We start from the raw sequence: 22,537 nt of genomic DNA, 5'->3' as shown, positions 1-22,537 counted from the left end.
CGCCGGCCGTGGACGGATGCGCGGGCAGCTCTGCCTGTGGAGGAACGGGCGAGTAGCGTCGCGCGCATGGCCAACATCGTCACGCAGATCGCAGAGAAGGTACGCCCCGTCGGCGTGTCCACGAACTACGGGGAGCCGGTCGAGGTCGGCGACCAGACCCTCATCCCGGTGTCCCTCGGCTGGTTCGGCTTCGGTGGGGGCGGGGACGGCGACGACAACGGTGGCGGAGGCGGCGGTGCCGTCTCCATCCCGATCGGCGCCTACGTCCGACGCCCCGGCAAGGACCTCGAGTTCGAGCCGAACCTGATCTCCCTCCTCGCGGTGAGCGTCCCGGTCATCTGGGTGACCGGCACCGTCCTGCGCAAGCTGGTCCGCGTCCTGAAGAAGTGACCCACTGACGGACCTGGAGGCGCGGTGCGGGCGCGCCCCGCGCCTCCAGGACGTCCTGTGGTCGCGATCCGTCACCGGGTCGCGACCACGTCTACAATGGCGGGACACACACGGGAGTCCGGGATCGCCGGGCTGAGAGGGAGCGAGTGGCGCTCCGACCGTCGAACCTGATCCGGATCATGCCGGCGCAGGGAGGAGTCCAGGGCCATGTCCACGAGCACGCACACTGCTGTTCCGTCCACCCCCGTCAGGCGCTCGCTGCGCTGGCGGGTCGTCGACATCGTCGTCGCGAGCGTGCTCGCCGTCGCGATCGGTGTCGTCTTCAAGCTCTGGGAGTTCGGCTACGAGCCGATCAGCGCCGTCGCCGCGCTCGTGCTCCCCGGCACGCAGGCGCTCTTCGGCGGGGTGTGGCTGCTCGCCGGGCCCGTCGTCGCGATCATCGTCCGGAAGCCCGGAGCGGCCCTCTACGCCGAGATGGTGGCCGCCTCGGTCGAGGCGCTCCTCGGCACGCAGTGGGGCTGGCTGACGCTCGAGGCCGGCCTCGTGCAGGGCCTCGGAGCCGAGCTGGTGCTCGCGCTCTTCCTGTACCGCGTGTACCGCCTGCCGGTGGTCGTGCTCGCCGGTGCCGCGGCCGGGCTGGCGCTCGGGCTGAACGACACGGTGCTGTGGTACCCCGGACTCGACCTGGCGTTCAAGGTCGTCTACGTCGTCTCGGCGATCGTCTCCGGTGCGCTGATCGCGGGCGTCGGCTCGTGGTTCCTCGTCCGAGCGCTCGCTGCGACCGGCGTCCTGTCGTCGTTCGCGGCGGGCCGTGAGCACTCCAGACGCGGTCCTCGCACCGTCGCGTGACCGTGCCAGCCGCGCGGATCACCTTCTCCGACTGGGGCTGGCGGTACGCGGAACGTGACGCCTGGGCCGTCCGGGGCGTCGACCTGACCGTCGAGCCGGGGGAGCGGGTCGCGATCGTCGGTCCCTCGGGCGCCGGCAAGTCGACGCTGCTGCGGGCGGTCGCGGGCGTGCTCCCGGACGAGCCGGACGCCACCGACGACACCGCGGCCTCCGTCCAGGGTTCGGTCCTCGTCGACGGTGCCGAACCGCGCGCGGTCCGCGGGCGCGTCGGCCTCGTCATGCAGGACCCCGAGGCGCACACGGTGATGTCCCGCGTCGGCGACGACGTGGCGTTCGGCTGCGAGAACGCCGGCGTCCCGCGGGGCGAGATCTGGCAGCGCGTCCGGTCGGCCCTCGACGTCGTCGGGCTCGACCTGCCGCTCGACCGGTCCACCACGATGCTCTCCGGCGGGCAGCGGCAGCGGTTGGCGCTCGCGGGCGTGCTCGCCATGCGCCCGGGTGTCCTCGTGCTCGACGAGCCCTGCGCGAACCTCGACCCCTCCGGCGTGGTGCAGGTGCACGACGCCGTGCGGGCGCTGCTCGACGAGACCGGGTGTTCACTGCTCGTCGTCGAGCACCGCATCGGGACCTGGCTGGACCTGGTCGACCGACTCGTGCTGCTGGAGCCGGCCGGGGGTGTCGTCGCGGACGGTGCGCCTGCGGACGTGCTCGCCGAGCACGGTCCGGCGTTGACCGCCGCCGGCGTCTGGGTGCCGGGGTCCGAGCCCGAGCGGGGTTCGGCGCGTCGGGGTACCCGCACGTCTCCGCGAGCGGGCGAAATGCGCGGAGTTGCGGGCGGGGGACCGGACGGAATCCGCCCGCTCGGCGACGCGGGACCGCGAGTGGGCGGAATGCACAGGGCCGACAACGGGGGACCGGACGGAATCAGCCCGCTCGGCGATCGGGACCCGGTGCTGCTCGCGGCGCGGGGGCTCGGGACCGCCCGGGGCAGGCGGCAGCCAGTCGGGAGCGGGATCGACCTCGACGTCCGGGCCGGACGGGTCCTCGCGGTCACCGGGCCGAACGGCATCGGCAAGTCGACGCTCGGCCTCACGCTCGCCGGGCTCCTGCACCCCGCCGCAGGGTCGCTCCGCGCGGGCACGGCACTCGCCGACGGCATCGGTGACGCCCCCGCCGCGTGGACGAGCAGGCAGCTGGCCGGTCGGATCGGCACGGTCTTCCAGGACCCGGAGCACCAGTTCGTCGCCCGCACCGTGCGTGAGGAGCTGGCCGTCGGCCCCCGCGCCCTCGGAGCGGCGGACGTCGATGCCCGGGTCGACGAGCTCCTCGACGCGTTCGGCCTCGCGCACCTCGCCGACGCCAACCCCTTCACGCTGTCCGGCGGTGAGCAGCGGCGGTTGGCGATCGGGACGGTCATCGCCTCCCGGCCGCCCGTCGTCGTGCTCGACGAGCCGACCTCCGGTCAGGACCGGGCGACCTGGCAGGCCGTGGTGGACCGGCTCGGCGAACTCGCCGACTCCGGCACGGCGATCGTCGCCGTGACGCACGACCAGGACCTCGTCCGCGCGCTCGACGCGGACGAGATCGTGCTCGGGGCGACAGGGACGACGAGGGCGACAGGGGCGACGGGGGCGACCGCCGTCGGGCCGGCCGCCGACCTGCGCGACCCGGCCACGGAGGTGCAACCGTGACCGCGCACCAGGCCGCGGCCGGTCTGCCCGGACGAGCCGCGCCTCCTGGACCACCCGACGGCACCACGCGTGCACGCGGCGTCCGCGGCGTCCAGCCGGTGGCCTCGCTGCTGGGCGTCCTCGCGCTCGGCGTGTGCCTCGTGCTCAGCCTCGACGTCGTGTCCGCGGCGGTCGCGCTCGGTCTCGAACTCCTGCTCCTGCCGCTCCTGCGGATCCCGCCCCGAACGCTGCTGCTGCGGACCTCGCCGGTCCTGGTCGCGGTGCCGCTGACCGCGCTGAGCATCGCGTTGTACGGGCGGCCGTCCGGGCGGTCCTGGTTCGACCTCGGGTTCGCGCACGTCACCGACGGGTCGCTCGCACTCGCGCTGGCGACGGCGCTCCGTGTCCTGGCGATCGGGCTGCCGGCGGTGGCGTTGTTCGTGCGGGTGGACCCGACCGACCTCGCGGACGGGCTCGCGCAGCTCCTGCGGCTGCCGGCACGGTTCGTGCTCGGGGCGCTCGCGGCGATCCGGATGATGACGCTCCTCGGGGACGACTGGCGACAGCTCGGCATGGCTCGTCGGGCCCGCGGCGTCGCGGACACCGGACGGCTGCGGCGCGGCGCGTCGATGGCGTTCGCGCTGCTCGTGCTGGCGCTGCGGCGGGCGACGACGCTGGCGGTGGCGATGGAGTCGCGGGGGTTCGGCGCTCCCGGGCGGCGGACGTGGGCGCGGAGTGTGCGGTTCGCGGGGCCGGAGTGGGCGATGGTCGGCGTGCTCGTCGCTATCGGTGTCGTGTCGATCGCGGTGGCCGTGGGTGCGGGGACGTGGCGTGCCTGAGGGGGAACCCGACGTGGGTGGCGCGGGCGGCGCCGACGGCACGGCCGGTCCCGGGGACTCGCTCGTCGAGGGCCTCGCCGCCGCGGCCGCCGGGGTCGCGGCCGCCTCCGGAGCGCGACTCGTCGTGCTCGTCGACGGCAGGTCGGGCACGGGCAAGACGACGCTCGGCGATTCCCTGGCGGAGCGGCTCGGCGCGCAGGTCGTCCACCTCGACGACGTCTACCCGGGATGGGACGGGTTGCGGGCCGCCGCGGAGGCCGTGGTGACCGACGTCCTCGGGGGACGCTCCGGCTACCGACGGTGGGACTGGGCGACGTCGTGCCCGGCAGAGTGGGCCGCCGTCGACCCCGGGCGGCCGATCGTGGTCGAGGGGTGCGGTGCGCTGTCCCGGGGCTCGGCGCCGCTCGCGTCGTTGCGGGTGTGGCTCGAGGCCGACGACGACACCCGGTGGGAGCGGGCGATCGGGCGTGACGGCGAGTCCTTCGCGCGGGAGTGGGACCGGTGGGCGGCGCAGGAGGCGGCGTTCATCGCTGCCGAGCGGCCGGCGGAGCTGGCGGACGTGGTGCTGCGGACGTAGGGCGCTCCGCGTGCTGGGCGGCGCGCGCGGGGCGTGCGGCGCGGCGCGGCGCGGGCGCGCGGCCCGCCGCGGCGGGCGGAGGCCGAGTTCACGCGCTGGGCGACACTTCACGCCCGATCGCGCCCGTGATGTGTCGCTCAGCGCGAAACCTCAGCCCGAAACCTCAGCGCGCACCCGACCCGCCGCACCCCGCGCACCCCGCCGGGCCGCCGCCACCGGGTCCACCGCGAACACCGCCGCGACGATCGAGAGCACCGCGTACACCCCGAGGTACCCGCACAGGATCCACGGCGAGCCCCCACCGAGCTCGACGAACACGGCCGCGAGCAACGGCGTGAGCCCCACCGAGAAGATCGACCCGATCTGGTACCCGAGCGACATCCCCGAGTAGCGCCGACCGGTCGGGAACTGCTCCGCGAACCACGCCGCCTGGGGCCCGTAGATGCTGTCGTGGAACACGCACATCCCGATCAGCGCCACGAGCGGCAGCAGCACGAGCGGCCCCGCGTCGAGGAACGCGAAGAACGGCCAGATGAGCACCGCGATCCCCACCGCCGACCAGATCGTCAGCACCCGTCGGCCGACCCGGTCGGACAGCCAGCCCCAGAACGGCGTCGACACGAGCGACACCGCCGAGATGACGAGCACGGCCTGGAGCCCGGCCGAAGCGCCGGACGGGCCCCGCACCGACCCGAGGTACGTCAGCGAGTAGGTCGTGAGGATCGAGTACAGCGCCGGCTGCACGAGCCGCAGCCCCGCGGTGACGAGGATCGCCCGCGGGTGCCGCCGGATCGCCTGCCACACCGGGAACCGCTCGACGTTCCCGGAGGCGCGCAGCTCCTGGAAGACCGGCGCGTCCTGCACGCCGAGCCGGATGACGAGCCCGACGGCCACGATCACCGCCGAGAACAGGAACGGCAGCCGCCAGCCCCACGCCAGGAACGCCTCGGTGCCGAGCAACCCCCGGACCAGCGTGAAGACACCGGTCGCGAGGAGCATGCCGCCCGCCGACCCCATCTGCGTGAACGCCCCGAACAGTCCGCGGTGCCGCTCGGGTGCGTGCTCGACGGACAGCAGCGCCGACCCGCCCCACTCGGCCCCGGCCGCGACACCCTGCAGCAGCCGCAGGACCACGAGCGCGACGACGGCACCGACGCCGATGGTCGCGGCGGAGGGGATGACCCCGATCAGCGTCGACGCGATCCCCATCAGCACGAGCGACGCGACGAGCAGCTTCTTCCGCCCGATCCGGTCGCCGAGGTGGCCGGCGATGATCCCGCCGAGCGGACGGGCGACGAACCCGACACCGTAGGTCGCGAACGACGCGATGACGCCGACCGCGGGGGTCACGGAGGGGAAGAACGTGGGCGCGAACACGAGCGCGGACGCGGTCGCGTACAGGTAGAAGTCGTAGTACTCCACGGTCGTCCCGACGAAGGACGCCAGGGCGACGCGACGGCGGGTCGCGGTGGTCGACGGTGCGGTGGAACGGACTGGAGGCGCGGCTGCGGTGGTCGAGTTCGGCACCCTCAGGAGCATGGTCGCGTCGCGCACCTCGGGGAACACCCCGCGTAACGCGAGGTCACGTCACGCCCTCCCGCGACACCCCGGCGGGGAACATGGACCGCATGAGCGATGCACCGAACCGCCCGCTGCGCTTCGCGGCCTTCGTCATGAACACGACGTCGCACATCCAGCACGGCCTCTGGCGGCACCCGGACGCCCGCCAGGCCGACTTCGACGACGTGACGCTGTGGACCGACCTCGCGAAGACCCTCGAGCGCGGGAAGTTCGACGCGATGTTCTTCGCGGACGTCGTCGGGACGTACGGCCCCGGACGCGGCGACTACTCGACGAACCTGCGCGAGGGGCTGCAGATCCCCTCGAACGACCCGTCCGTCCTGCTCTCGGCGCTCGCCGTGTCGACGGAGCACCTCGGGCTCGCGTTCACCTCGAGCGTCATCCAGTCGCACCCGTTCGACTTCGCCCGCAAGGTCTCCACCCTCGACCACATCACCCGGGGCCGGATCGGCTGGAACGTCGTCACGAGCGCCCTCGACAGCGCCGCGCGGAACTTCGGCGCCGAACGGCTCGAGGAGCACGACGAGCGCTACGTGTGGGCCGAGGAGTACCTCGAGGTCTGCGCGAAGCTCTGGGAGGGGTCGTGGGAGGACGGCGCCGTGCTCAAGGACCCGGTGCGCGGCTACGCCGACCCCGACAGGGTGCACCGCATCGACCACCACGGGAAGCGCTACGACGTGCAGGGCCCGCACCTGTCGGCACCGTCGCCGCAGCGGACGCCCGTGCTCTTCCAGGCGGGGTCCTCGCCGGCCGGCCGTGCCTTCGCCGCGCGCAACGCCGAGGCCCAGTTCATCCTGACGTCGAACCGCGACGCCACCGAGCAGCTCATCCGCGAGACCCGTGACCTCGCTTCGGCAGCGGGGCGGCAGCGGGACGACATCGCCTTCTTCCTCGGGCTGACGTTCGTCACCGGGGCCACCGAGGCCGAGGCGAAGGCGAAGGAAGCGGAGATCGACGAGTACCTCGCGGCCAACGGCTTCCTCGTGCACTCGAACCTCGGGTTCGACCCCGACACCGGCGAGGCCCTCGACCCCGAGACGCCGCTGTCCGAGGTCCGCACGCACGCCGGCCAGTCCCACCTGCAGTGGCTCCGGGAGGCCGCCGGCGACCGGGAGCCGACGATCGCCGACCTCGCCCGACTCTCCGCGAAGCTCCGTGCCCGCGTGGTCGGGACGCCCGAGCAGATCGCCGACGAGCTCGCCGACTGGCAGCGCGCCGGGGTCGACGGGGTGAACGTCATCAACTGGACGCTGCCCGGCTCCTACGAGGAGTTCGTGGACCACATCGCCCCGACCCTGCAGGAGCGCGGACTGATGCAGTCCGAGTACCGCGAGGGGACGTTGCGCGAGAAGCTCTTCGGCCACCCGCAGCTGCCCGAGAGCCACCCGGCGCGGCGGTGGCGCGGAGCGTTCACCGGCGGTGCTGCCGGAACCGGCGCGGACGCCGCGCGCGACGCCGTGGAGGTGACCGCATGACCGACGCGACGACGACCACCGGGGGCGAGCGGTCCCTCCAGGGCGGTACCGCGACCAGCCGTCTGACGGAGCTGCGCGCTCGGTTCCAGCCGCTGTTCGACCGCATCCGCGAGGGGGCCGTCGACCGCGAGCTGGCGTCCGGGACGCCGGGGGACCGACCGCTGCCGCACGACGAGGTCCGTGCGCTCGCCGACGCGGGGTTCGGACGGCTCCGCGTACCGGAGGACCGTGGTGGGTTCGGCGTGACGCTCGTCGAACTCGTGCACCTCGTCGCCGACCTCGCCGCTGCCGACTCGAACATCGCGCACCTGTGGCGCGGGCACTTCGGGTACACCGAACTCGTGCTCCTCCGGCCGTCGTCGGCCGGGCGGGACGAGTGGCTGCAGCGGATCGTCGACGGCGCGATCATCGGGAACGCGACGTCGGAGCGGACCGGGACGACGCTCGCCGACATCTCCACCACGGTGCGCCCCGCTGAGGACGGGTCCGTCCGTCTCGACGGCCGGAAGTTCTACTCGACCGGGACGCTCTACTCGGACTGGATCTACCTCGCGGCGGACCGGGACGGCGACCGGGTCACGTTCGCGATCCCGACCGATGCGGTCGGTGTGACCTCGGTCGACGACTGGGACGGGTTCGGGCAGCGGTTGACCGCGTCCGGCACGACCGTCTTCGATGGTGTGCCGGTGGACCCCTCAGTGGTCTCGGCGTACAAGGACGCCCCGCTGTCGCACATCCAGGCCTTCTACCAGCTGTACCTGCTGGCGGTCCTCGCCGGGATCGGGCAGGCGGTGTCCGACGACGCCGTCGCGTTCGTGCGACCGCGGACCCGGACGTACATCCACGCGAACGCCGCGCGGCCCGGGGACGACCCGCAGGTGCTGGCCGTGCTCGGTCGGTTGTCGGCCGGGGCGTTCACGGCCCGGTCGCTCGTCGTCGCCGCGGCCGGGCTGCTCGACGGGGTCGTGGGGACGAACGAGCCCGGGGCCGGCGTCGACCGTGCCCTGCTGGACGCCGCCGAGAACGCGGTCTACCAGGCGCAGATCGAGGTCGGGCCGCGGGTGCTCCGGGCGGCGTCGGAGCTGTTCGAGGTCGGTGGGGCCTCGGCGACCGATCGCACGCGGGCGTTGGACCGGCACTGGCGGAACGCCCGGGTCGTGGCGTCGCACAACCCGGCGGTCTACAAGGAGCGGCTCGTGGGGGAGTACGCGTTGCACGGGCGGGGGCCGGTGGACGCGTGGGAGAAGTACCACGAGGTGGGGCCGACGCGGTTCTGAGGCGCTGGCGCGGGCGCCGGGGCCTCGGCACCCGCGCGGGTGCCGAGGCCCCGGCTACGCCCAGCCGAGCTCGTGGAGGCGCTCGTCGTCGATCCCGTAGAAGTGCCCGATCTCGTGCACGAGCGTGGTGTGGACCTCGTCCTTGAGCTCCTCGAGCGTGTCGCACTCGGCGAGGTGCTGCTTCCGGAACACCACGATGCGGTCCGGGAGCTCGCCGAAGCCGTACTGCCCACGCTCGGTCGCCGCGATGCCGTCGTACACGCCGAAGAGCTCTTCGCCGTTCTCCGGTTCGTCCTCGACGACGAACACCACGTTGTCGAGGCCGTCGACCATCTCGTCCGGCAGCAGGTCGAGTTCGTCGGTCACGAGCTGTTCGAACGCGTCGGCGGACATCTCCATCACGTCGCCGATCGTTGCAGGACAACCTGATCGAACGACGAAGGCCCCGGTCCGAGGGACCGGGGCCTTCCGCTGATCTGCATCAGCACTGGGGTGAATAACGGGTCTCGAACCCGCGACCTCCTAGACCACAACCAGGCGCTCTACCAACTGAGCTATATCCACCATGTGCACACCGGGCGACCGGCGCGACCACTCAATAGTAGTACATGCCGGAGGCGGGTCAGAACACGAGGGGTGAGCCGCGCCTCCTGGCCGCGCCGCAGGCGGTGTGTCCTACTGCGCGAGCCGCGGCTCCCACTTGGCGACGACCTCGCTCGCGACGGCCTTGACGTCGTCCGAGGTGGGGCCGGGTTCGGCCACGAAGCCCGCCCGGCGGTAGTACTCGAGCTCGCGGATGGACTCGAGGATGTCCGCGAGGGCACGGTGCCCACCGTGCTTCTCCGGCGCGTTGAAGTACACGCGCGGGAACCAGCGGCGGCAGAGCTCCTTGATGCTCGACACGTCGACGCTGCGGTAGTGCAGGTGCCCGTCGACGCGGGGCATGTACTTCGACAGGAACGATCGGTCGGTGCCGATGGTGTTGCCCGCGAGGGGAGCGGAGCCCTCGGCGGGGACGTGCTCGAGGATGTACTCGAGCACCTGGTACTCGGCGTCCGCGAGGCTCACACCGTTCGGGATCTCCTCGAGCAGCCCCGAGGCGGTGTGCATGTTCGTGACGAACTCGTTCATGTTGTCGAGTGCCGACTGGTCGGGCTTGATCACGATGTCGAAGCCGGGGTGCACGGGGACGAGGTCGAAGTCGGTGACGACCACGGCCACCTCGACGAGTTCGTCGACCTCGAGGTCGAGGCCCGTCATCTCGCAGTCGATCCAGACGAGGCGGTCGTTCGCAGTTGCCATGGTGTCGATCCTATTCCGCGGCGGGGCGGGGGCGCTTTCCGCTCGCTCGCCCGCTCGCGGCCCGCCCGGCCCGCGAGCGGGCGGTATGTGCGCGTTGATGGGCGCGGCTGGGACGTATTCGCCCGCTCGTGGCGCGGGGCGAGCGCGAGCGGGCGGTATGCGCGCCCTGCGGGGTGCGGTCGGGACCTTTTCTGCCCGCTCGTGGCGCGGGGTGCGTGCGAGTGCCTGGAGGCGCGGCGCCGGTCTCGGGGGCGACCCGCGCCTCCAGGCGGCGCCCGTGCCACCTGCGCGAGCGGGCGGAATGAGCGGGGTGCGGGGCGTGGGCCGCGCAGGATTCGCCCGCTCGCGTGTGCGGCGCGGCGAGCGGGCGGTATGTGACGGCTGCGGGGCGCGACCCAGCCCGATTTCGCTCGCTCGCGGGGCCGGTGAGGCGAGCGGGCGAAAGGTGCGGGGAGGGCTTGGGGGCGGGGGCGTGTTTCGCCCGCTCGCGGGGTGGGCGCGAGGGTCTGGAGGCGCGGTGCCGGTCTCCGGGTCGACCCGCGCCTCCAGGCGGTCACCCCGGGATCCGCGAGCGGGCGGAATGCGCAGGGTGCGGGGTGCGCGCGGGACGGAAAACGCCCGCTCGCGCGGGTGAGCGCGCGAGCGGGCGGAAGGTGCTGGGTGCGGCGGGTGAGCGGGACGTACTTCGCCCGCTCGCGGAGCGCGGAGCGCGGAGCCCGGCCAGCGCCGGGCCGGGGGCCGGGGCTACGCCATCTCGCCGGCGGCGATGGCCTCGGCCTCGACGGGCTCGGGCTCGGCGCCGTCGTCGACCCGGCGCAGCACGCGCGTGGTGCACACCACGACGACGAACGCGACGGCGACGGACAGCCCGGCGAACACGTACGCGGCCGACGGGGCGAACTGGTCGGCGAGCAGGGTGGCCACGGGTGGGGCGATCGCACCGCCGATGAAGCGCACCGCGGAGTACGCGCTCGAGGCGACGGAGCGGGGGAGGTCGGTGGCCTCCATGACGCACTCGGTGAGCACGGTGTTGAGGACGCCGAGCACGAGGCCGCCGATGATGACGCAGATGATCAGGCCCACCTGCGACTGCACGACCACGGCGGCGGCGAACAGGTCGAGCGCGAGCAGCGGGAGCGCGATCTTCAGCACGGTGGTGCGGCGGAGTCGTGCGGTGAGCATCGGGGCGACCCACACCGAGGTGATCGCGAGGCCGACGCCCCAGCCGAAGAAGGTGAAGCCGATGCCGAGTGCGCCGAAGCCGAGTGGGAAGGGCGTGTAGGCGAGCAGGACGAAGAAGCCGATGTTGTAGAACAGCGCGGTGACGGCGAGGGCGGCGAGTGCCGGGCGACCGAGTGCGCGGAACGGCGCGGAGAGCTTGGTCGGCGTGGGCTTCTCGAGGTTCTTCGTCTTGAGGAGCGTGACGATGGCGATGAACGCGATGGCCATGAGCGTCGTGACGCCGAAGAACGGGCCGCGCCAGCTGACGGAGCCGAGCAGGCCGCCGACGAGCGGCCCGACGGCGATGCCGAGCCCGAGCGCCGCCTCGTACAGGATGATCGCGGACGCGGTGCCACCGGAGGCTGCCCCGACGATCGTCGCGAGTGCGGTGGAGATGAAGAGCGCGTTGCCGAGGCCCCAGCCCGCGCGGAAGTCGATGATCGTCCACACGCTGTTCGACGTCGCCGCCAGCACCGAGAACAGCACGATGAGGGCGAGGCCGATGAGCAGGGTGTTCTTCGCGCCGATTCGGCTGGACACCCAGCTGGTGAAGAACATCGCGACACCGGTGACGGCGAGGTAGCTCGTGAAGAGGAGCTCGGTCTGCGCCGCGGTGGCCTTGAGGGACGAGGCGATCGCGGGGAGGATCGGGTCGACGAGGCCGATGCCCATGAAGGCGACGACACAGGCGAAGGCGATCGCCCAGACCGCCGATGACTGCTTGAGGATGCTGCCGGACTGTGCGGCGGATGCGTGGGCGTTCACGCGTGGGTCTCCGTTCTGGTGGCGGTGGAGGTTCGGGCGGCGATGACCTCGACGGCGTCGTGCAGGGTGTCCCACTCGTCGTCGGACAGGTCGGCGAAGAGCGGGCCCACCGTCCGGGTGAGGGTGACCCGCCAGGACGCCAGGCGTTCACGGCCGGCGTCGGTGAGCTCGATGAGCTGCCCGCGGGAGTCGTCGGGGTCGACGCTTCGGGACACGAGCCCGTCGGCGAGCATGCCCGCGACGAGTCGGGTCATCGTGGGCTGCGCGACGCGGGAGGCGGCAGCGAGCTCGCCGAGGCGGAGCGGCTGGTCGGTCTCGAGGATGCCGAGCGTGCGCCAGACGGCGGAGGACGTGGTGTTCCCCGTCGCCTGCGCTGCGGTGCGGATCAGGCGGTTGACGGAGACGAGGAGCGTCTCGATCGTCTGTTCACGCGGTGATTCCATAGCGAAACTATATAGCGAGGCTATGAATGTGTCAACAGGTGGTGCCTGGTAGAAGGGATGCATGAGCGACATCACCATCCACGAAGGCGACGAGTACACCGCGATCTTCCACGGCGGACCCTTCGACGGCACGACCGACACCCGCACGGCCACGAGCGACGCGCTGGACGACGAGGTCACGGTGTTCGCCGACGTCGAGGGACTCCAGACCGCGTTCACCTACCGCATGACGAAGTCCCGCCAGGTGCTCGACCAGACCTCGGCCGAGTTCGAGTACGTGCCGGGGGAGTCCGACCCGGTGGACGACCTCGCGGACCGCGGGGACCGCAGCGGCGAGTTCGACCGCGAGTAAGCAACAGCGCCGCACCACACGCACCGGGAGTAGATCCGGCCGCGCCCGCGTTGCGGGACCACATGCAGCTCGACCTCTGGACGTCCTCGTTCTGCGCCCCGTGCGCCGCCGCCCGCCGGGTGTCGGCCGAGGCGTCCGAGCTCGTCCCCGGGCTGCACGTGACCGAGCGCGACGTGGCGAACCACCCCGACCAGGCGGAGGACCTCGGCATCCGGTCGACCCCCACGATCATCGTGCGGCGGGACGACGGTGCCGAGGTCTTCCGGTCACCCGGCGTCCCGACCCGGGACCAACTGCTCCTCGCGATCGCCAAGGCGATCTGACGGGCCACCACCGGACGCAGCACGCTGACTCGTCGGCGCGAGCAACACCGGCACCTCCGCCGGTCGCACCACCCGCCGCACCTGCCGGACGACCCGCTTCAGCGCCCGCACCGGCGCCCCGATCACCAGCGCGAAAGCCCCGAGGACACTGCGATCGTCCGGCCCGAGTGCGTTCTTCCGCTCCCAGGCCCGACGGAGCACGCCCCCGCGACTCCGGCGTGCCGCCGGTCGGTCGCGCAGGACGCCGGCGTCGCGTGACGCCATGAGCTGCTCGGTCCGCTCGGCCCAGTCGTCCTCGGACTCCGGGTGGAAGTGGTTGTCGTGCATCCACTCCTCCCGGACCGTCCCGAACCGGCCGTCCACCAGGTCGACGGCGTCGCCCTCGAGCCCGCTGCCCACGAACACCTCGTTGATGAGGTGACGCCCGATGCCGAAGTCGGTCAGGGTGAGCGCGGGGATGCCCCGGGCCGCCGCTTCGAGCACGGCCGTCGAGCTGATCGTGACGAGGGCGACCGCCCGGTCGAGGTGCGCGGACATCGGCCCGCTCTCTACCACGAGGTTCGCCGGCGCGTCCGCCGGCACGAGGTCCGGGTACGGGTCCTGTTCGCGGTGCGTCTGGTGCTCTCCGGCGGCGGCACGGACCTTGATCACCACGCGCCACTCCGGGTGCCGACGGGCGGTCTCGGCGAGCCACCCGACGACGCGCTCCCGCTCGGCACGTTCCGCGGGGACGCTCGGCTGTGCGGCGAAGACGACGGAGTCGCGCGGTGAGACCCCGTCACGGCTCGCAGCGGCTCCGGACGGCCGCGCGAACGGCAGGGTCGCGAGCGCGAAGTGCGGCTCGACGCCGCCCTCGGTCGCGAGCTCCTCGTAGGCGCGGACCTCGCGGTGGCTGTGCAGCACGAACAGGTCGGCGCGCGCCCGGAAGAACACGCCCTTCCACTTCGCCGGGTAGGAGATCCCGGGCAGCCCCGTCACGAGGACGGGTCGCCGCGGCACACGACGGTGGACCTCCTCGATGACGAGCTCCGCCACCGGTCCGATCAGGGACACCAGCACGGCGTCCGGCGGGTCCTGCCGGAGTCGTTCGACGATGGCGTCGACCTCGAGTGCCTCCGGCGGCGCCGCGGCCAGGTGCGCGAGCCGGTCGTCGAGCCCGCGGAACGCGGACCGCAGCTGCGCGCGGCTCGCGGATCGCGGCGTCGCCACCGTGAGCAGTTCGAGGTCCCAGCGCGCGGGTGCCGTGGCGAGCAGGTGAGCGCCCCACTTGGCGAACGAGTCGGTGTCGACCAGGCCGACCACGCGTCGGACGCGTGGCAGGGCGTCGGACGGGAGGCGCGCCTCCCGTCCGTCCCTCAGCTCGCCCCCGTCGCCGGTCGCGTCCAGGTCGCCGCCCGTCACGCTCCGACGCGACGCAGCTTCGCGAGCGGTGCCCGCTCGCCGGGCATGACCCGCTTCACGCCGTCGCCGAGCGCGGTCTCGATGATCCGGACGTCGCGCGCGAGCGTCTGCAGCCCGTGCGGTTCGAGCGACGCGGCGTGGTCGGAGCCCCACATCGTGCGGTCGAGCGTGATGTGGCGCTCGACGGCCGTCGCGCCGAGCGCCACGGCGGCGATGGAGATCTGCAGCCCGGGCTCATGGCCGGAGTACCCGACCGGGACGCCTGCGTAGCGGTTCGCGAGGGTGTCGATCATCCGCAGGTTCGCCTCCTCGGCGGGGAGCGGGTACGTCGACGTGGCGTGCATGAGCACGAGTCGCTCGGTGCCGAGGGCCTCCACGGCACGGTCGATCTGCTCGAGCGTCGACATCCCCGTCGAGAGGATCACGGGCTTGCCGGTCGCGGCGACCTCGGCCAGGAGTCCGAGGTCCGTCACCGACGCCGAGGCGATCTTGTACGCCACCACGTTGAGGTCCTCGAGGAAGGCGACCGACGGCTCGTCCCACGGCGAGGCGAACCAGTCGAGCCCACGGAGCGTCGCGTGGTCGCCGATCTCGATGTACTGGTCGCGGTCGAACTCGACGCGGTACCGGTACTCGAGGTAGGTCATCTCGCCCCACGGCGTGCTGCGCGGCGTCTGCTTCATGTGCTCCGGCGTGGAGATCTCCGGCGTGCGCTTCTGGAACTTCACGGCCTGCAGCCCAGCGTCGGCCGCGACGTCGATGAGTCGCTTGGCGATGTCGACGTCGCCGTTGTGGTTCAGGCCGATCTCGCCGATGAGGTACGCGGGGTGGCCCGCGCCGATCGTGGACGTGCCGATGGTGACGGTCATGGTGCTCCGTTCGGTGCGGGGACGTGCGGCTCGGCGGCCGGACGGTGGTCTGGTGCGTGTTCGTCGGACCGGTGCGCGGGACGGTCGAGCCGTGGTGCGAGGGCGGACGCGAGCGCGAGGTCGGCCGGGTCGTCGACGTCGATCGCTCCGGCACCGTCGACGACGACGAGTTCGACGCGGCCGTGGAACCGGTGGCGGTGCTCGCGGAAGGCGGCGGCCCGGAAGGCGTAGAACGCGCCCGTCTCGCGGAACTCCGGCTCGCGGTCCTGCCGCCGGGGGCGGACGGCCTGGTCGTGGTTCACGGCGCGGGCGGAGCCGTCGTCGCCGATGCGCCAGAGGAACGCGTGCGAGGGCGCCGCGGCGAACACCGAGTCGGCGTGGCCGTCGCGGACCCGGGTGACGGCGGCGTCGAGGTCGGCCGGGTCGATGAACGGCGAGGTCGCCTGAAGGAACACGACGACCTCGGGCTCCTCGCCCGCGGCCGCGAGCGTGTCGAGGACGTGCAGCAGCGCGGACTCCGACGAGGCCTCGTCCCCGGCGAGCGCTGCCGGACGCCGGACGACCCGGGCGCCGGCGGACACGGCCTCGGCGGCGATGGCGTCGCCGTCAGTCGAGACCACGACGGTGTCGATCGTCGTCGCTGCTCGGGCGGACTCGACCGCGCGACGGACCAGGGAGCGCCCGGCGACGGGGCTGAGGTTCTTGCCCGGGATGCCCTTCGACCCCGCACGGGCCGGGACGACCGCGACGACGGAACCGGTGGGGCGCATGCTCGGGACGCTACGAAGCCGCGGTGTCGCGGAGGCGAACACCAGGCAGACGCGCGCCGAACCGTTCCGGAACCCGACCCGGCGGACGCACGCCGCGCCTCCCGGCGCTTCCACAGCGCTGCCAACGGATGCCGAAAGCCGACCCGGTGACGCTGGGACCATGCGCATCAGCTCCCGCACACCCGCCGTCCAGCGAACACGGTGGGAACGTCCTGCCTTCTTCGGCCTGCTGGTCGCGACGGCCGTCCTGTACCTGGTGAACCTCGGGGTGAACGGGTACGCGAACGCGTTCTACTCGGCGGCCGTGCAGGCGGGGAGCCAGAGCTGGGAGGCGTTCTTCTACGGCTCCTCGGACGCGGGCAACTCGATCACGGTCGACAAGCCGCCGGCGTTCCTCTGGGTGATGGAGCTGTCCGTGCGCCTGTTCGGCCTCAACTCGTGGGCGATCCTCGTGCCGGAGGCCCTGATGGGCGTCGGGACCGTGGCCCTGCTGTACGTCATCGTCCGGCGGCGGTTCTCCGCCGGGGCCGCGCTCGTCGCGGGTGCCGCACTCGCGACGACCCCGGTCGCGACCCTGATGTTCCGCTTCAACAACCCGGATGCACTGCTCACCCTGCTCATGGTGCTGTCGCTCTGGCTCGTCCTGCGTGGCGTCGAGAGCGGACGTCTGCGGTGGGTCGTCCTGGCCGGCGTGGCCGTCGGGATCGCGTTCCTGACGAAGCAGCTGCAGGGGTTCCTCATCCTGCCCGTGCTCGTCGGCGTGTACCTGTCCTGCTCGTCGCTGCCGTTCGTGAAGCGCGTCGTGCACCTGCTGTGGGCAGCCCTCGCCGTGGTCGTCGCCGGCGGGTGGTGGGTCGCCGTGGTGGAACTCGTGCCCTCGTCGACCCGTCCGTACATCGGCGGGTCGCAGACGAACTCGTTCCTCGAGCTCACCTTCGGCTACAACGGCCTCGGGCGGGTCACCGGCGACGAGACCGGCAGCGTGACCGGGGGCGGCGGAACTGCCGGAGCCGGCTCCTGGGGCGCCACCGGGCTGCTGCGGCTGTTCGGGTCGGAGTTCGCCGGGCAGATCACTTGGCTCCTGCCCACCGCACTGGTCCTGCTCGTGGCGGCGCTCGTCGCGATCGGGTTCCGGCAGCGGACGCCGTCCGCTCGCTCCCGCCTCGCCACGGTCATCGCGCTGGGTGGGTCGCTGCTCGTGACCGGGCTGGTGTTCAGCTTCATGGGCGGGATCTTCCACCCGTACTACACGGTCGCGCTCGCGCCGTACATCGCCGGGCTCGTGGGCATCGGCGCCGGGGTGCTGTGGGAGCGGCGCGCGTCGTGGTGGTGGCGAGGGACGGCGGCGTTCGCGGTGGTCGTCACGGTGGTGTGGCAGTGGCACCTGCTGACGGCGGCGTCGGGGTGGCAGCCGTGGATCCGGTGGGTGGTGCTCGTGGTCGGGGTGGTGACGGCGGCGGCGGTGCTGGTGCCGGTGCACGGCGGCGGGCTCGCGAGGTGGTCTCGTCCGGTCGGCAGCGTCGCGGTCGTCGGTGCGGTCGTCGGCGCGGTCGTCACGGCGCTGCTCGGACCGGCGGCGTACTCGATCGACACGGTGACGACCGCCCACACCGGGGCGCTGCCTTCGGCCGGACCGACCGTCGCCGGCGGCGGGATCGGTGGCGGCGGGTTTGGTGGCGGGGCCCGCGGTGGCGGTGGCGGCGGGTTCGGCGGTCCTGGAGGCGCGGGTGGCGTCGGCGGGACCGGCGGACCGGGTGGGACGGGCGCGGCCGGCGGGACCGGGACCGGGACCGGTGGGGCGGGCGCGGCCGGCGGGACCGGTGGGACCGGTGGCGGGACCGGGACCGGGACCGGGACCGGTGGCGGGACCGGGACGGGTCGTGCGGGTGGCGGCGGGTTCGGTGGTGCCGGGAGCCTGCTCGGCGGATCGACCGAGATCTCCTCGACGCTGCGGAAGGCGCTCCTGGAGGACGCCGACGACTACACCTGGGTCGCCGCCACCATCGGGTCGAACAGCGCCGCGACCTACCAGCTCGCCACGGGCGCCTCGGTGATGCCCATCGGCGGCTTCAACGGCTCGGACCCGTCGCCGACCCTCGCGGAGTTCCAGGCAGACGTCGCTGCCGGGAAGATCCACTACTTCATCGCCGGCAGCGTCGGGCAGTCGAACGGCGGCAGCGATGCGGCGTCGGCGATCTCCGAGTGGGTCGAGTCGACCTTCACCTCGTCGACGATCGGAGGCGTCACGGTCTACGACCTCACCGCGGGCTAGGGTCGACGAGTGCTCGGAGCCGACGACCCCCTGGACCCGGTGCCCCGTCGCGTCCTCGTCGCCGGCACCACGGGCGTCGGGAAGACCACCACGGCAGGGCGGATCGGCCGGGTCCTCGGGATCCCGCACACCGAGATCGACGCGCTCTACCACGGGCCCGGCTGGGTCCCGCGGGACACCTTCGTCGCCGACGTCGAGCGGTACACGAGCGAACCCGCGTGGGTGACGGAGTGGCAGTACACCTCCGTCCGGGCGATGCTGGCGAACCGTGCAGACACGCTCGTGTGGATCGACCTGCCGACTGCCCAGGCGCTCTGGCGGCTGCTGCGTCGGACGCTCCACCGTCGGTTCGGGCGCATCGAGATGTGGAACGGCAACGTCGAACCGTCGCTGTGGACGTTCTTCACCGATCGCGGCCACATCCTCCGCTGGGGCATCAGCACCCGGAACGTGACGCGTCGTCGGGTGCCCGAGCTCGTCGAGACCGCGCCGCACCTGCGCATCGTCCACCTCCAGTCGCAGCGGGATGTCGACCGGTTCGTGCAGCACCTCGGTGAGCGTCGCGGATAGAATCGGGGCCGTCCGCCTCCGTAGCTCAGTGGATAGAGCAGGTGGTTTCTACCCACCGTGCCGCGGGTTCGATTCCTGCCGGGGGCACACACGACGAAGGCCGCCGTCCATCGGGACGGCGGCCTTCGTGTCGTTCGGCGACTGCCTACTCGTCGTCGTCGGCAGCGCGGCGACGGAGCTCGCTCGCGCTGATCGGCTGCGTGTAGGGCGCTTCCGAGGTCTCGTTCGCATCGGCCGGCTCGGCGGGGCCGTCCGCGATGCGGGTCGGGATCGACCGGGTGTGTGCGGTGGTCGAGGCGTCGACACCGCGGGCGTCGGACTCCGTGGTGCGGTTGACGTGCGCGTCCGCCGAGGTCGGCTTGGCGACCGGCGGCGTCGCGCTCGCGTCGGGACCGGTCGTGTCCGCCCCGCGGGGCCCGCTGCTCCGGGGGTCCGTGGTGGGACGGTCGGTGCCGCGAGGGCTGCTCGGTCGGACGTCGTCGACCGCGTCGGCGTTGTCGGTGTCCCCGCCGGACGCGGTCGACTCGGTCGCCGAGCCGCGGGTGCCGGCGGGCGATGCCGGCGAACCCAGGGGCGCCCGGGTCGGGGTGGCGGCGCCGTCGCCGTACGCGCGGGTCGCGCCCTCGCCGTACGCGCGGGTCGCGCCGTCGCCGTACGCGCGCGTGGCGTTCGTGGCGTTCGTGTCGGAGATCGGGGTCGTCCGGTTCGTGCTGGAGGTGTCCGAGATCGGCGTCGTCGCGTTCGGGTCGACCGGTGCGGCGCCGCCGCGGGTGACCGAGAAGCCTGCGCCCGCGGACGGGGCAGCAGTGGTGCCTGCCGCGGCGGCGCCGGTGCCGGGGGCTGCGGCGGCCGTGCTCGCCGGGGCGGGCGCGTTCGCCGGGGCGGGCCGGAGGGAGGTCGTCGTCGGCGTCGGGCGCTCGGCAGGGACCGCGGTGGTCGTACCGGCGTCCGTGGGTCGCGCGGGGGCGGCCTGGTCGGCGTTCCAGTCCTGCTGCCGCGTGATCAGCTCGGCGTCGGGGTCGGGCGAATCGAACTTCCAGCGCTCGAGGTCGCTCTTGAAGAGCTTGCGCGCCCGGTTCGGTCGTGCCTGCCACTCGAGGATGCGGTCACGGAACTCGGCGAGCGACTGCTCCGCCTGGAAGCTGAAGGTCGAGGAGTTCTTCTTGATGTCCGCGATCTCGTGCTGCGTCCAGTTCGCCGCGAGGGGCGCACCGGCAACGGGGAGCAGACGGAGTCGGATGTCGGCGTCCTCGGCGAGGTGGTCGGCGTACGCGCGCTCGTCGTGCCCGAGGGAACCCCAGGTCGCGGCCTTGCGTGCAGCCGAGACGATGCCCGCGACGGCGGCGTTCCGCGCTTCGCGTTCCTGCATCGCCACGACCCGCTTCGTCGCCCCGCGGCCGATGAGCGCCGCGATGACGCCCGCCACGACGATCGCGACGAACGGGATGAGCGCGCCGGAGATCACGCGCCAGCCGTTGTCGGACGAGATCCAGTCGGTCAGGTCGTTCCACCAGTCCATGCGCGCACCCTACTCACGAAACGGTCAGGCATCGGGGAGGCCGGGCGGCGTTCCGCGCATCCGACCGGACATGATTCCAATGTGGAACATCATGTCGTCCAGTGAGGCCGGATCAGCCCCAGCGCAGGCAGTCCACGGCGTCGTCGGCCGACCAGACGTTCGGGAGCTCGACGAAGCGTCGCTCGGTCGACACGTACCGACGGGCGCGGTAGGCGGTGCCCCCGGCGACGTCGACGCGGTCCACGTACCCGACGATCTCGCCGTTCGCCCGGGTCACGCGGCTGAGGTCGTCGCGGACGTCGAGGATCCGGAGGTCGCCGCGCGAGCGGGCCACGGGCGCGGTACGGATCCGGAAGACCGGTTCGTTCGTCGTCTGCATCGTGGTGCCTCCTGCTCGTCGGTGTGTCCCCGACGGTACGGCCCACCACCGACACGCCGAGTGCGCTCGGACGATCCGGGGAGCGTTGCCGGGGACGTGCGCGTTGTGGAGGAGGCGTGCCCCGGTCGCGGCTCGCTCCGAGCGGGGAGCGGTAGGTTGCGGCCATGACGACCTTCGTGCTCGCAGGTGGATGTTTCTGGTGTCTCGACGCCGTGTACCGCACGCTCCAGGGCGTGCAGGACGTGGTGTCCGGCTACGTCGGCGGCGAGGTCGAGAACCCCTCGTACGAGTCGGTGTGCACGGGGACGACCGGTCACGCCGAGGCCGTGGCGGTCACCTTCGACGAGACGGTCATCCCGGCCGACGTCATCCTCGACGTGTTCTTCACGCTGCACGACCCGCGGCAGCTGAACCGCCAGGGAGCCGACGTCGGCACGCAGTACCGATCGGCGATGTTCCCGGCCGACGACGACCAGAAGGCCCTGTTCGAGCGGGCGATCGCGCGCGCCTCGGACATCTGGGACGGCGGCATCGTGACGACGATCGAACCGCTCGGTACCTTCTACCGTGCGGAGGAGTACCACCAGGACTTCTTCGCGAAGAACCCCGGTCAGGGCTACTGCCTCGCGGTGGCACTGCCCAAGGTGAACAAGGTCCGCAAGGCCTACAGTCAGTACATCCTGGCGTCCTGAGACTCCGGACGTCGGGGCCACGAGGAGGTGGTCGAACGATGACGAACAACACCGGGACCTGGGTCGCGGTCGGACCAGCGGGAGCGGTCGGCAGCATCCACCGAGCAGACGGCGGGTTCCGCGTCGAGCTCTACGGTCGGAGCGCGGGCGGTGGGACGTACCCGTCGCTCGAGTCGGCGAAGGGTGCTGTGCACGCAGCGCTCGGCCCGTTGGCGGACCGACCCGAGTTCCGCGCGCACTGAACGCGCGGTGCCCACGTCTCGACCAGGAGGCGCGGGGGACTCGTCCTCCACAACGCACCTGATCGAGTCATCCAGTCACAGATCGAGCCCCGGGTCGCTTCCGCGACCCGGGGCTCGATGACGATCGACGCATGAACGACACCATCACCGTCTGCGGGATCATCGCCACCGAGCCACGTCACCTCGTGACCGACACCGGCATCGCCATCACGAGCATGCGCCTCGCCTCACCGTCCCGACGCTGGGACCGAGCGACCTCGACCTGGACCAACGGCGCCACGAACTGGTACACCGTCACGGCCTTCCGATCGCTCGCGGCCAACGTGCACCGTTCCCTGAAGAAGGGCGACCGCATCGTCGTCACCGGGCGCATCCGCATCCGGACGTGGGAGCGGGACGGTCGCGGCGGCACCTCCGTCGAGATCGACGCAGAGGCACTCGGGCACGACCTCGCCTGGGGCATCAGCAACTGGGTGCGCGTCCCGCGGCACACGGGTGAGGGGACCGCGCCTCCGGGGAGCACCTCGGGCGTCCTGCCGAACGTCGACCCGGTCACCGGCGAGGTCGGCACGGCGGGCACGGACCGCACCCCCGTGCCGGGTGTCGACCCCGACCCGACAGAGCCGGACGTCCGCGAGGAGCTGCCCGACGGCGCCGAGGCCGCCCGCCACGCCGCGGCGGCGATCGGTCACGAGTTCGACGTCGTCGTGGGCGTCGACCCGGTGGTGGACGGGGACGAGCGTGCCGCGGCCTGAGCCG

The 22,537-nt window shown here is 72.7% G+C and carries 24 protein-coding genes, 2 tRNA genes and 1 riboswitch; of the genes, 15 read left to right on the top strand and 11 right to left on the bottom strand.

Annotated elements, in window-relative coordinates; genetic code table 11:
* Positions 1-66 precede the first annotated feature (66 nt).
* The 5 genes from BIV01_RS01925 (at position 67) to BIV01_RS01905 (ending at position 4,325) form a co-directional block, all read left to right on the top strand.
* Positions 67-390, top strand: coding sequence for a hypothetical protein (locus tag BIV01_RS01925; protein WP_070416624.1), 324 nt, complete (start codon positions 67-69; stop codon positions 388-390).
* A 101-nt stretch (positions 391-491) separates the two neighbouring features.
* A riboswitch (TPP riboswitch) is annotated at positions 492-601 on the top strand.
* Positions 598-1,239: an ECF transporter S component gene (locus BIV01_RS01920; protein WP_070416623.1), complete on the top strand. Its 642-nt coding sequence runs from the start codon at positions 598-600 to the stop codon at positions 1,237-1,239. (Overlaps the previous riboswitch by 4 nt.)
* Complete coding sequence (locus BIV01_RS01915) at positions 1,236-2,930, top strand: ABC transporter ATP-binding protein (protein ID WP_071301739.1); 1,695 nt, start codon at positions 1,236-1,238, stop codon at positions 2,928-2,930. Before BIV01_RS01920 ends, BIV01_RS01915 begins: the two co-directional genes overlap by 4 nt.
* Positions 2,927-3,748: an energy-coupling factor transporter transmembrane component T family protein gene (locus BIV01_RS01910; protein WP_254791759.1), complete on the top strand. Its 822-nt coding sequence runs from the start codon at positions 2,927-2,929 to the stop codon at positions 3,746-3,748. Before BIV01_RS01915 ends, BIV01_RS01910 begins: the two co-directional genes overlap by 4 nt.
* Complete coding sequence (locus BIV01_RS01905; RefSeq protein WP_254791758.1) at positions 3,741-4,325, top strand: AAA family ATPase; 585 nt, start codon at positions 3,741-3,743, stop codon at positions 4,323-4,325. The genes BIV01_RS01910 and BIV01_RS01905 overlap by 8 nt, the downstream gene beginning before the upstream one ends.
* Before the next feature lie 150 nt (positions 4,326-4,475).
* Here BIV01_RS01905 and BIV01_RS01900 read toward each other — a convergent pair whose 3' ends face one another.
* A complete protein-coding gene (locus BIV01_RS01900; protein WP_139199167.1) occupies positions 4,476-5,864 on the bottom strand; it encodes an MFS transporter in 1,389 nt (462 codons plus the stop codon).
* A gap of 89 nt (positions 5,865-5,953) precedes the next feature.
* Between BIV01_RS01900 and BIV01_RS01895 the strand changes: the two genes are divergently transcribed.
* Positions 5,954-7,381 carry an LLM class flavin-dependent oxidoreductase gene (locus tag BIV01_RS01895; RefSeq protein WP_071301763.1) on the top strand — a complete coding sequence of 476 codons (1,428 nt, stop codon included), beginning with the start codon at positions 5,954-5,956 and terminating at the stop codon, positions 7,379-7,381.
* Entirely contained in the window at positions 7,378-8,658 is a 1,281-nt protein-coding gene (locus BIV01_RS01890) for an acyl-CoA dehydrogenase family protein (RefSeq protein ID WP_071301738.1), read from the top strand. The genes BIV01_RS01895 and BIV01_RS01890 overlap by 4 nt, the downstream gene beginning before the upstream one ends.
* Positions 8,659-8,712: 54 nt before the next feature.
* On the opposite strand, the gene BIV01_RS01885 is transcribed toward BIV01_RS01890, so the two are convergent.
* The 5 genes from BIV01_RS01885 to BIV01_RS01865 all read right to left on the bottom strand — a co-directional run bounded on the left by BIV01_RS01885 (position 8,713) and on the right by BIV01_RS01865 (position 12,389).
* Entirely contained in the window at positions 8,713-9,057 is a 345-nt protein-coding gene (locus tag BIV01_RS01885) for a metallopeptidase family protein (RefSeq protein ID WP_070416619.1), read from the bottom strand.
* 89 nt (positions 9,058-9,146) lie between these two features.
* Positions 9,147-9,222, bottom strand: a tRNA-His gene (locus BIV01_RS01880).
* Between the two features lie 111 nt (positions 9,223-9,333).
* Positions 9,334-9,960, bottom strand: coding sequence for an oligoribonuclease (gene orn, locus BIV01_RS01875; protein ID WP_071301737.1), 627 nt, complete (start codon positions 9,958-9,960; stop codon positions 9,334-9,336).
* 744 nt (positions 9,961-10,704) lie between these two features.
* Positions 10,705-11,946 (bottom strand): MFS transporter, encoded by a 1,242-nt coding sequence (locus BIV01_RS01870; protein ID WP_071301736.1) that lies wholly within the window; start codon positions 11,944-11,946, stop codon positions 10,705-10,707.
* Positions 11,943-12,389, bottom strand: a complete 447-nt coding sequence (locus BIV01_RS01865) for a MarR family winged helix-turn-helix transcriptional regulator (protein ID WP_070416616.1) — start codon at positions 12,387-12,389, stop codon at positions 11,943-11,945. The genes BIV01_RS01870 and BIV01_RS01865 overlap by 4 nt, the downstream gene beginning before the upstream one ends.
* A gap of 61 nt (positions 12,390-12,450) precedes the next feature.
* On the opposite strand from BIV01_RS01865, the gene BIV01_RS01860 reads away from it, so the two are divergent.
* Together BIV01_RS01860 and BIV01_RS01855 are read left to right on the top strand one after the other, a co-directional pair.
* Positions 12,451-12,741 (top strand): hypothetical protein, encoded by a 291-nt coding sequence (locus BIV01_RS01860; protein ID WP_071295918.1) that lies wholly within the window; start codon positions 12,451-12,453, stop codon positions 12,739-12,741.
* A 62-nt stretch (positions 12,742-12,803) separates the two neighbouring features.
* Positions 12,804-13,064 (top strand): thioredoxin family protein, encoded by a 261-nt coding sequence (locus BIV01_RS01855; protein ID WP_022907438.1) that lies wholly within the window; start codon positions 12,804-12,806, stop codon positions 13,062-13,064.
* On the opposite strand, the gene BIV01_RS01850 is transcribed toward BIV01_RS01855, so the two are convergent.
* The 3 genes from BIV01_RS01850 to BIV01_RS01840 are packed head-to-tail and all read right to left on the bottom strand — an operon-like array spanning position 13,008 to position 16,104.
* A complete protein-coding gene (locus BIV01_RS01850; RefSeq protein WP_071301735.1) occupies positions 13,008-14,465 on the bottom strand; it encodes a DUF6716 putative glycosyltransferase in 1,458 nt (485 codons plus the stop codon). The genes BIV01_RS01855 and BIV01_RS01850 overlap by 57 nt on opposite strands.
* A complete protein-coding gene (locus tag BIV01_RS01845) occupies positions 14,462-15,334 on the bottom strand; it encodes an N-acetylneuraminate synthase family protein (protein WP_071295915.1) in 873 nt (290 codons plus the stop codon). The genes BIV01_RS01850 and BIV01_RS01845 overlap by 4 nt, the downstream gene beginning before the upstream one ends.
* On the bottom strand, positions 15,331-16,104 hold the full coding sequence (locus tag BIV01_RS01840) for an acylneuraminate cytidylyltransferase family protein (protein WP_071301734.1): 774 nt from the start codon (positions 16,102-16,104) through the stop codon (positions 15,331-15,333). The genes BIV01_RS01845 and BIV01_RS01840 overlap by 4 nt, the downstream gene beginning before the upstream one ends.
* A gap of 160 nt (positions 16,105-16,264) precedes the next feature.
* Here BIV01_RS01840 and BIV01_RS01835 point away from each other — a divergent pair, with 160 nt between their 5' ends.
* From BIV01_RS01835 to BIV01_RS01825, 3 genes are all read left to right on the top strand, one after another.
* The gene (locus BIV01_RS01835; protein WP_071301733.1) at positions 16,265-18,376 is read left to right on the top strand and encodes an ArnT family glycosyltransferase; all 2,112 of its coding nucleotides are present in this window, start codon (positions 16,265-16,267) and stop codon (positions 18,374-18,376) included.
* A gap of 9 nt (positions 18,377-18,385) precedes the next feature.
* A complete protein-coding gene (locus BIV01_RS01830) occupies positions 18,386-18,946 on the top strand; it encodes an AAA family ATPase (RefSeq protein ID WP_071301732.1) in 561 nt (186 codons plus the stop codon).
* Between the two features lie 14 nt (positions 18,947-18,960).
* Positions 18,961-19,033 (top strand) — tRNA-Arg (locus BIV01_RS01825).
* Positions 19,034-19,091: 58 nt separating this feature from the next.
* Here BIV01_RS01825 and BIV01_RS01820 read toward each other — a convergent pair.
* Positions 19,092-20,465 carry a hypothetical protein gene (locus tag BIV01_RS01820; RefSeq protein WP_071301731.1) on the bottom strand — a complete coding sequence of 458 codons (1,374 nt, stop codon included), beginning with the start codon at positions 20,463-20,465 and terminating at the stop codon, positions 19,092-19,094.
* Positions 20,466-20,577: 112 nt separating this feature from the next.
* On the bottom strand, positions 20,578-20,844 hold the full coding sequence (locus tag BIV01_RS01815) for a hypothetical protein (RefSeq protein ID WP_070416608.1): 267 nt from the start codon (positions 20,842-20,844) through the stop codon (positions 20,578-20,580).
* 164 nt (positions 20,845-21,008) lie between these two features.
* Here BIV01_RS01815 and msrA point away from each other — a divergent pair, with 164 nt between their 5' ends.
* The 3 genes from msrA to BIV01_RS01800 all read left to right on the top strand — a co-directional run bounded on the left by msrA (position 21,009) and on the right by BIV01_RS01800 (position 22,533).
* Positions 21,009-21,536, top strand: a complete 528-nt coding sequence (gene msrA / locus BIV01_RS01810) for a peptide-methionine (S)-S-oxide reductase MsrA (RefSeq protein ID WP_070416607.1) — start codon at positions 21,009-21,011, stop codon at positions 21,534-21,536.
* 38 nt (positions 21,537-21,574) lie between these two features.
* A complete protein-coding gene (locus BIV01_RS01805; RefSeq protein ID WP_070416606.1) occupies positions 21,575-21,778 on the top strand; it encodes a hypothetical protein in 204 nt (67 codons plus the stop codon).
* A gap of 131 nt (positions 21,779-21,909) precedes the next feature.
* Positions 21,910-22,533 carry a single-stranded DNA-binding protein gene (locus BIV01_RS01800; RefSeq protein WP_071301730.1) on the top strand — a complete coding sequence of 208 codons (624 nt, stop codon included), beginning with the start codon at positions 21,910-21,912 and terminating at the stop codon, positions 22,531-22,533.
* The last annotated feature ends 4 nt before the right edge of the window (positions 22,534-22,537 follow it).

Source organism: Curtobacterium sp. MCBA15_013, from assembly GCF_001865095.1.
Taxonomy (GTDB): Bacteria; Actinomycetota; Actinomycetes; order Actinomycetales; family Microbacteriaceae; genus Curtobacterium.
The sequence above is the reverse complement of the archived record's forward strand: the minus strand, read 5'-3'. Positions and strand labels throughout refer to the sequence as shown.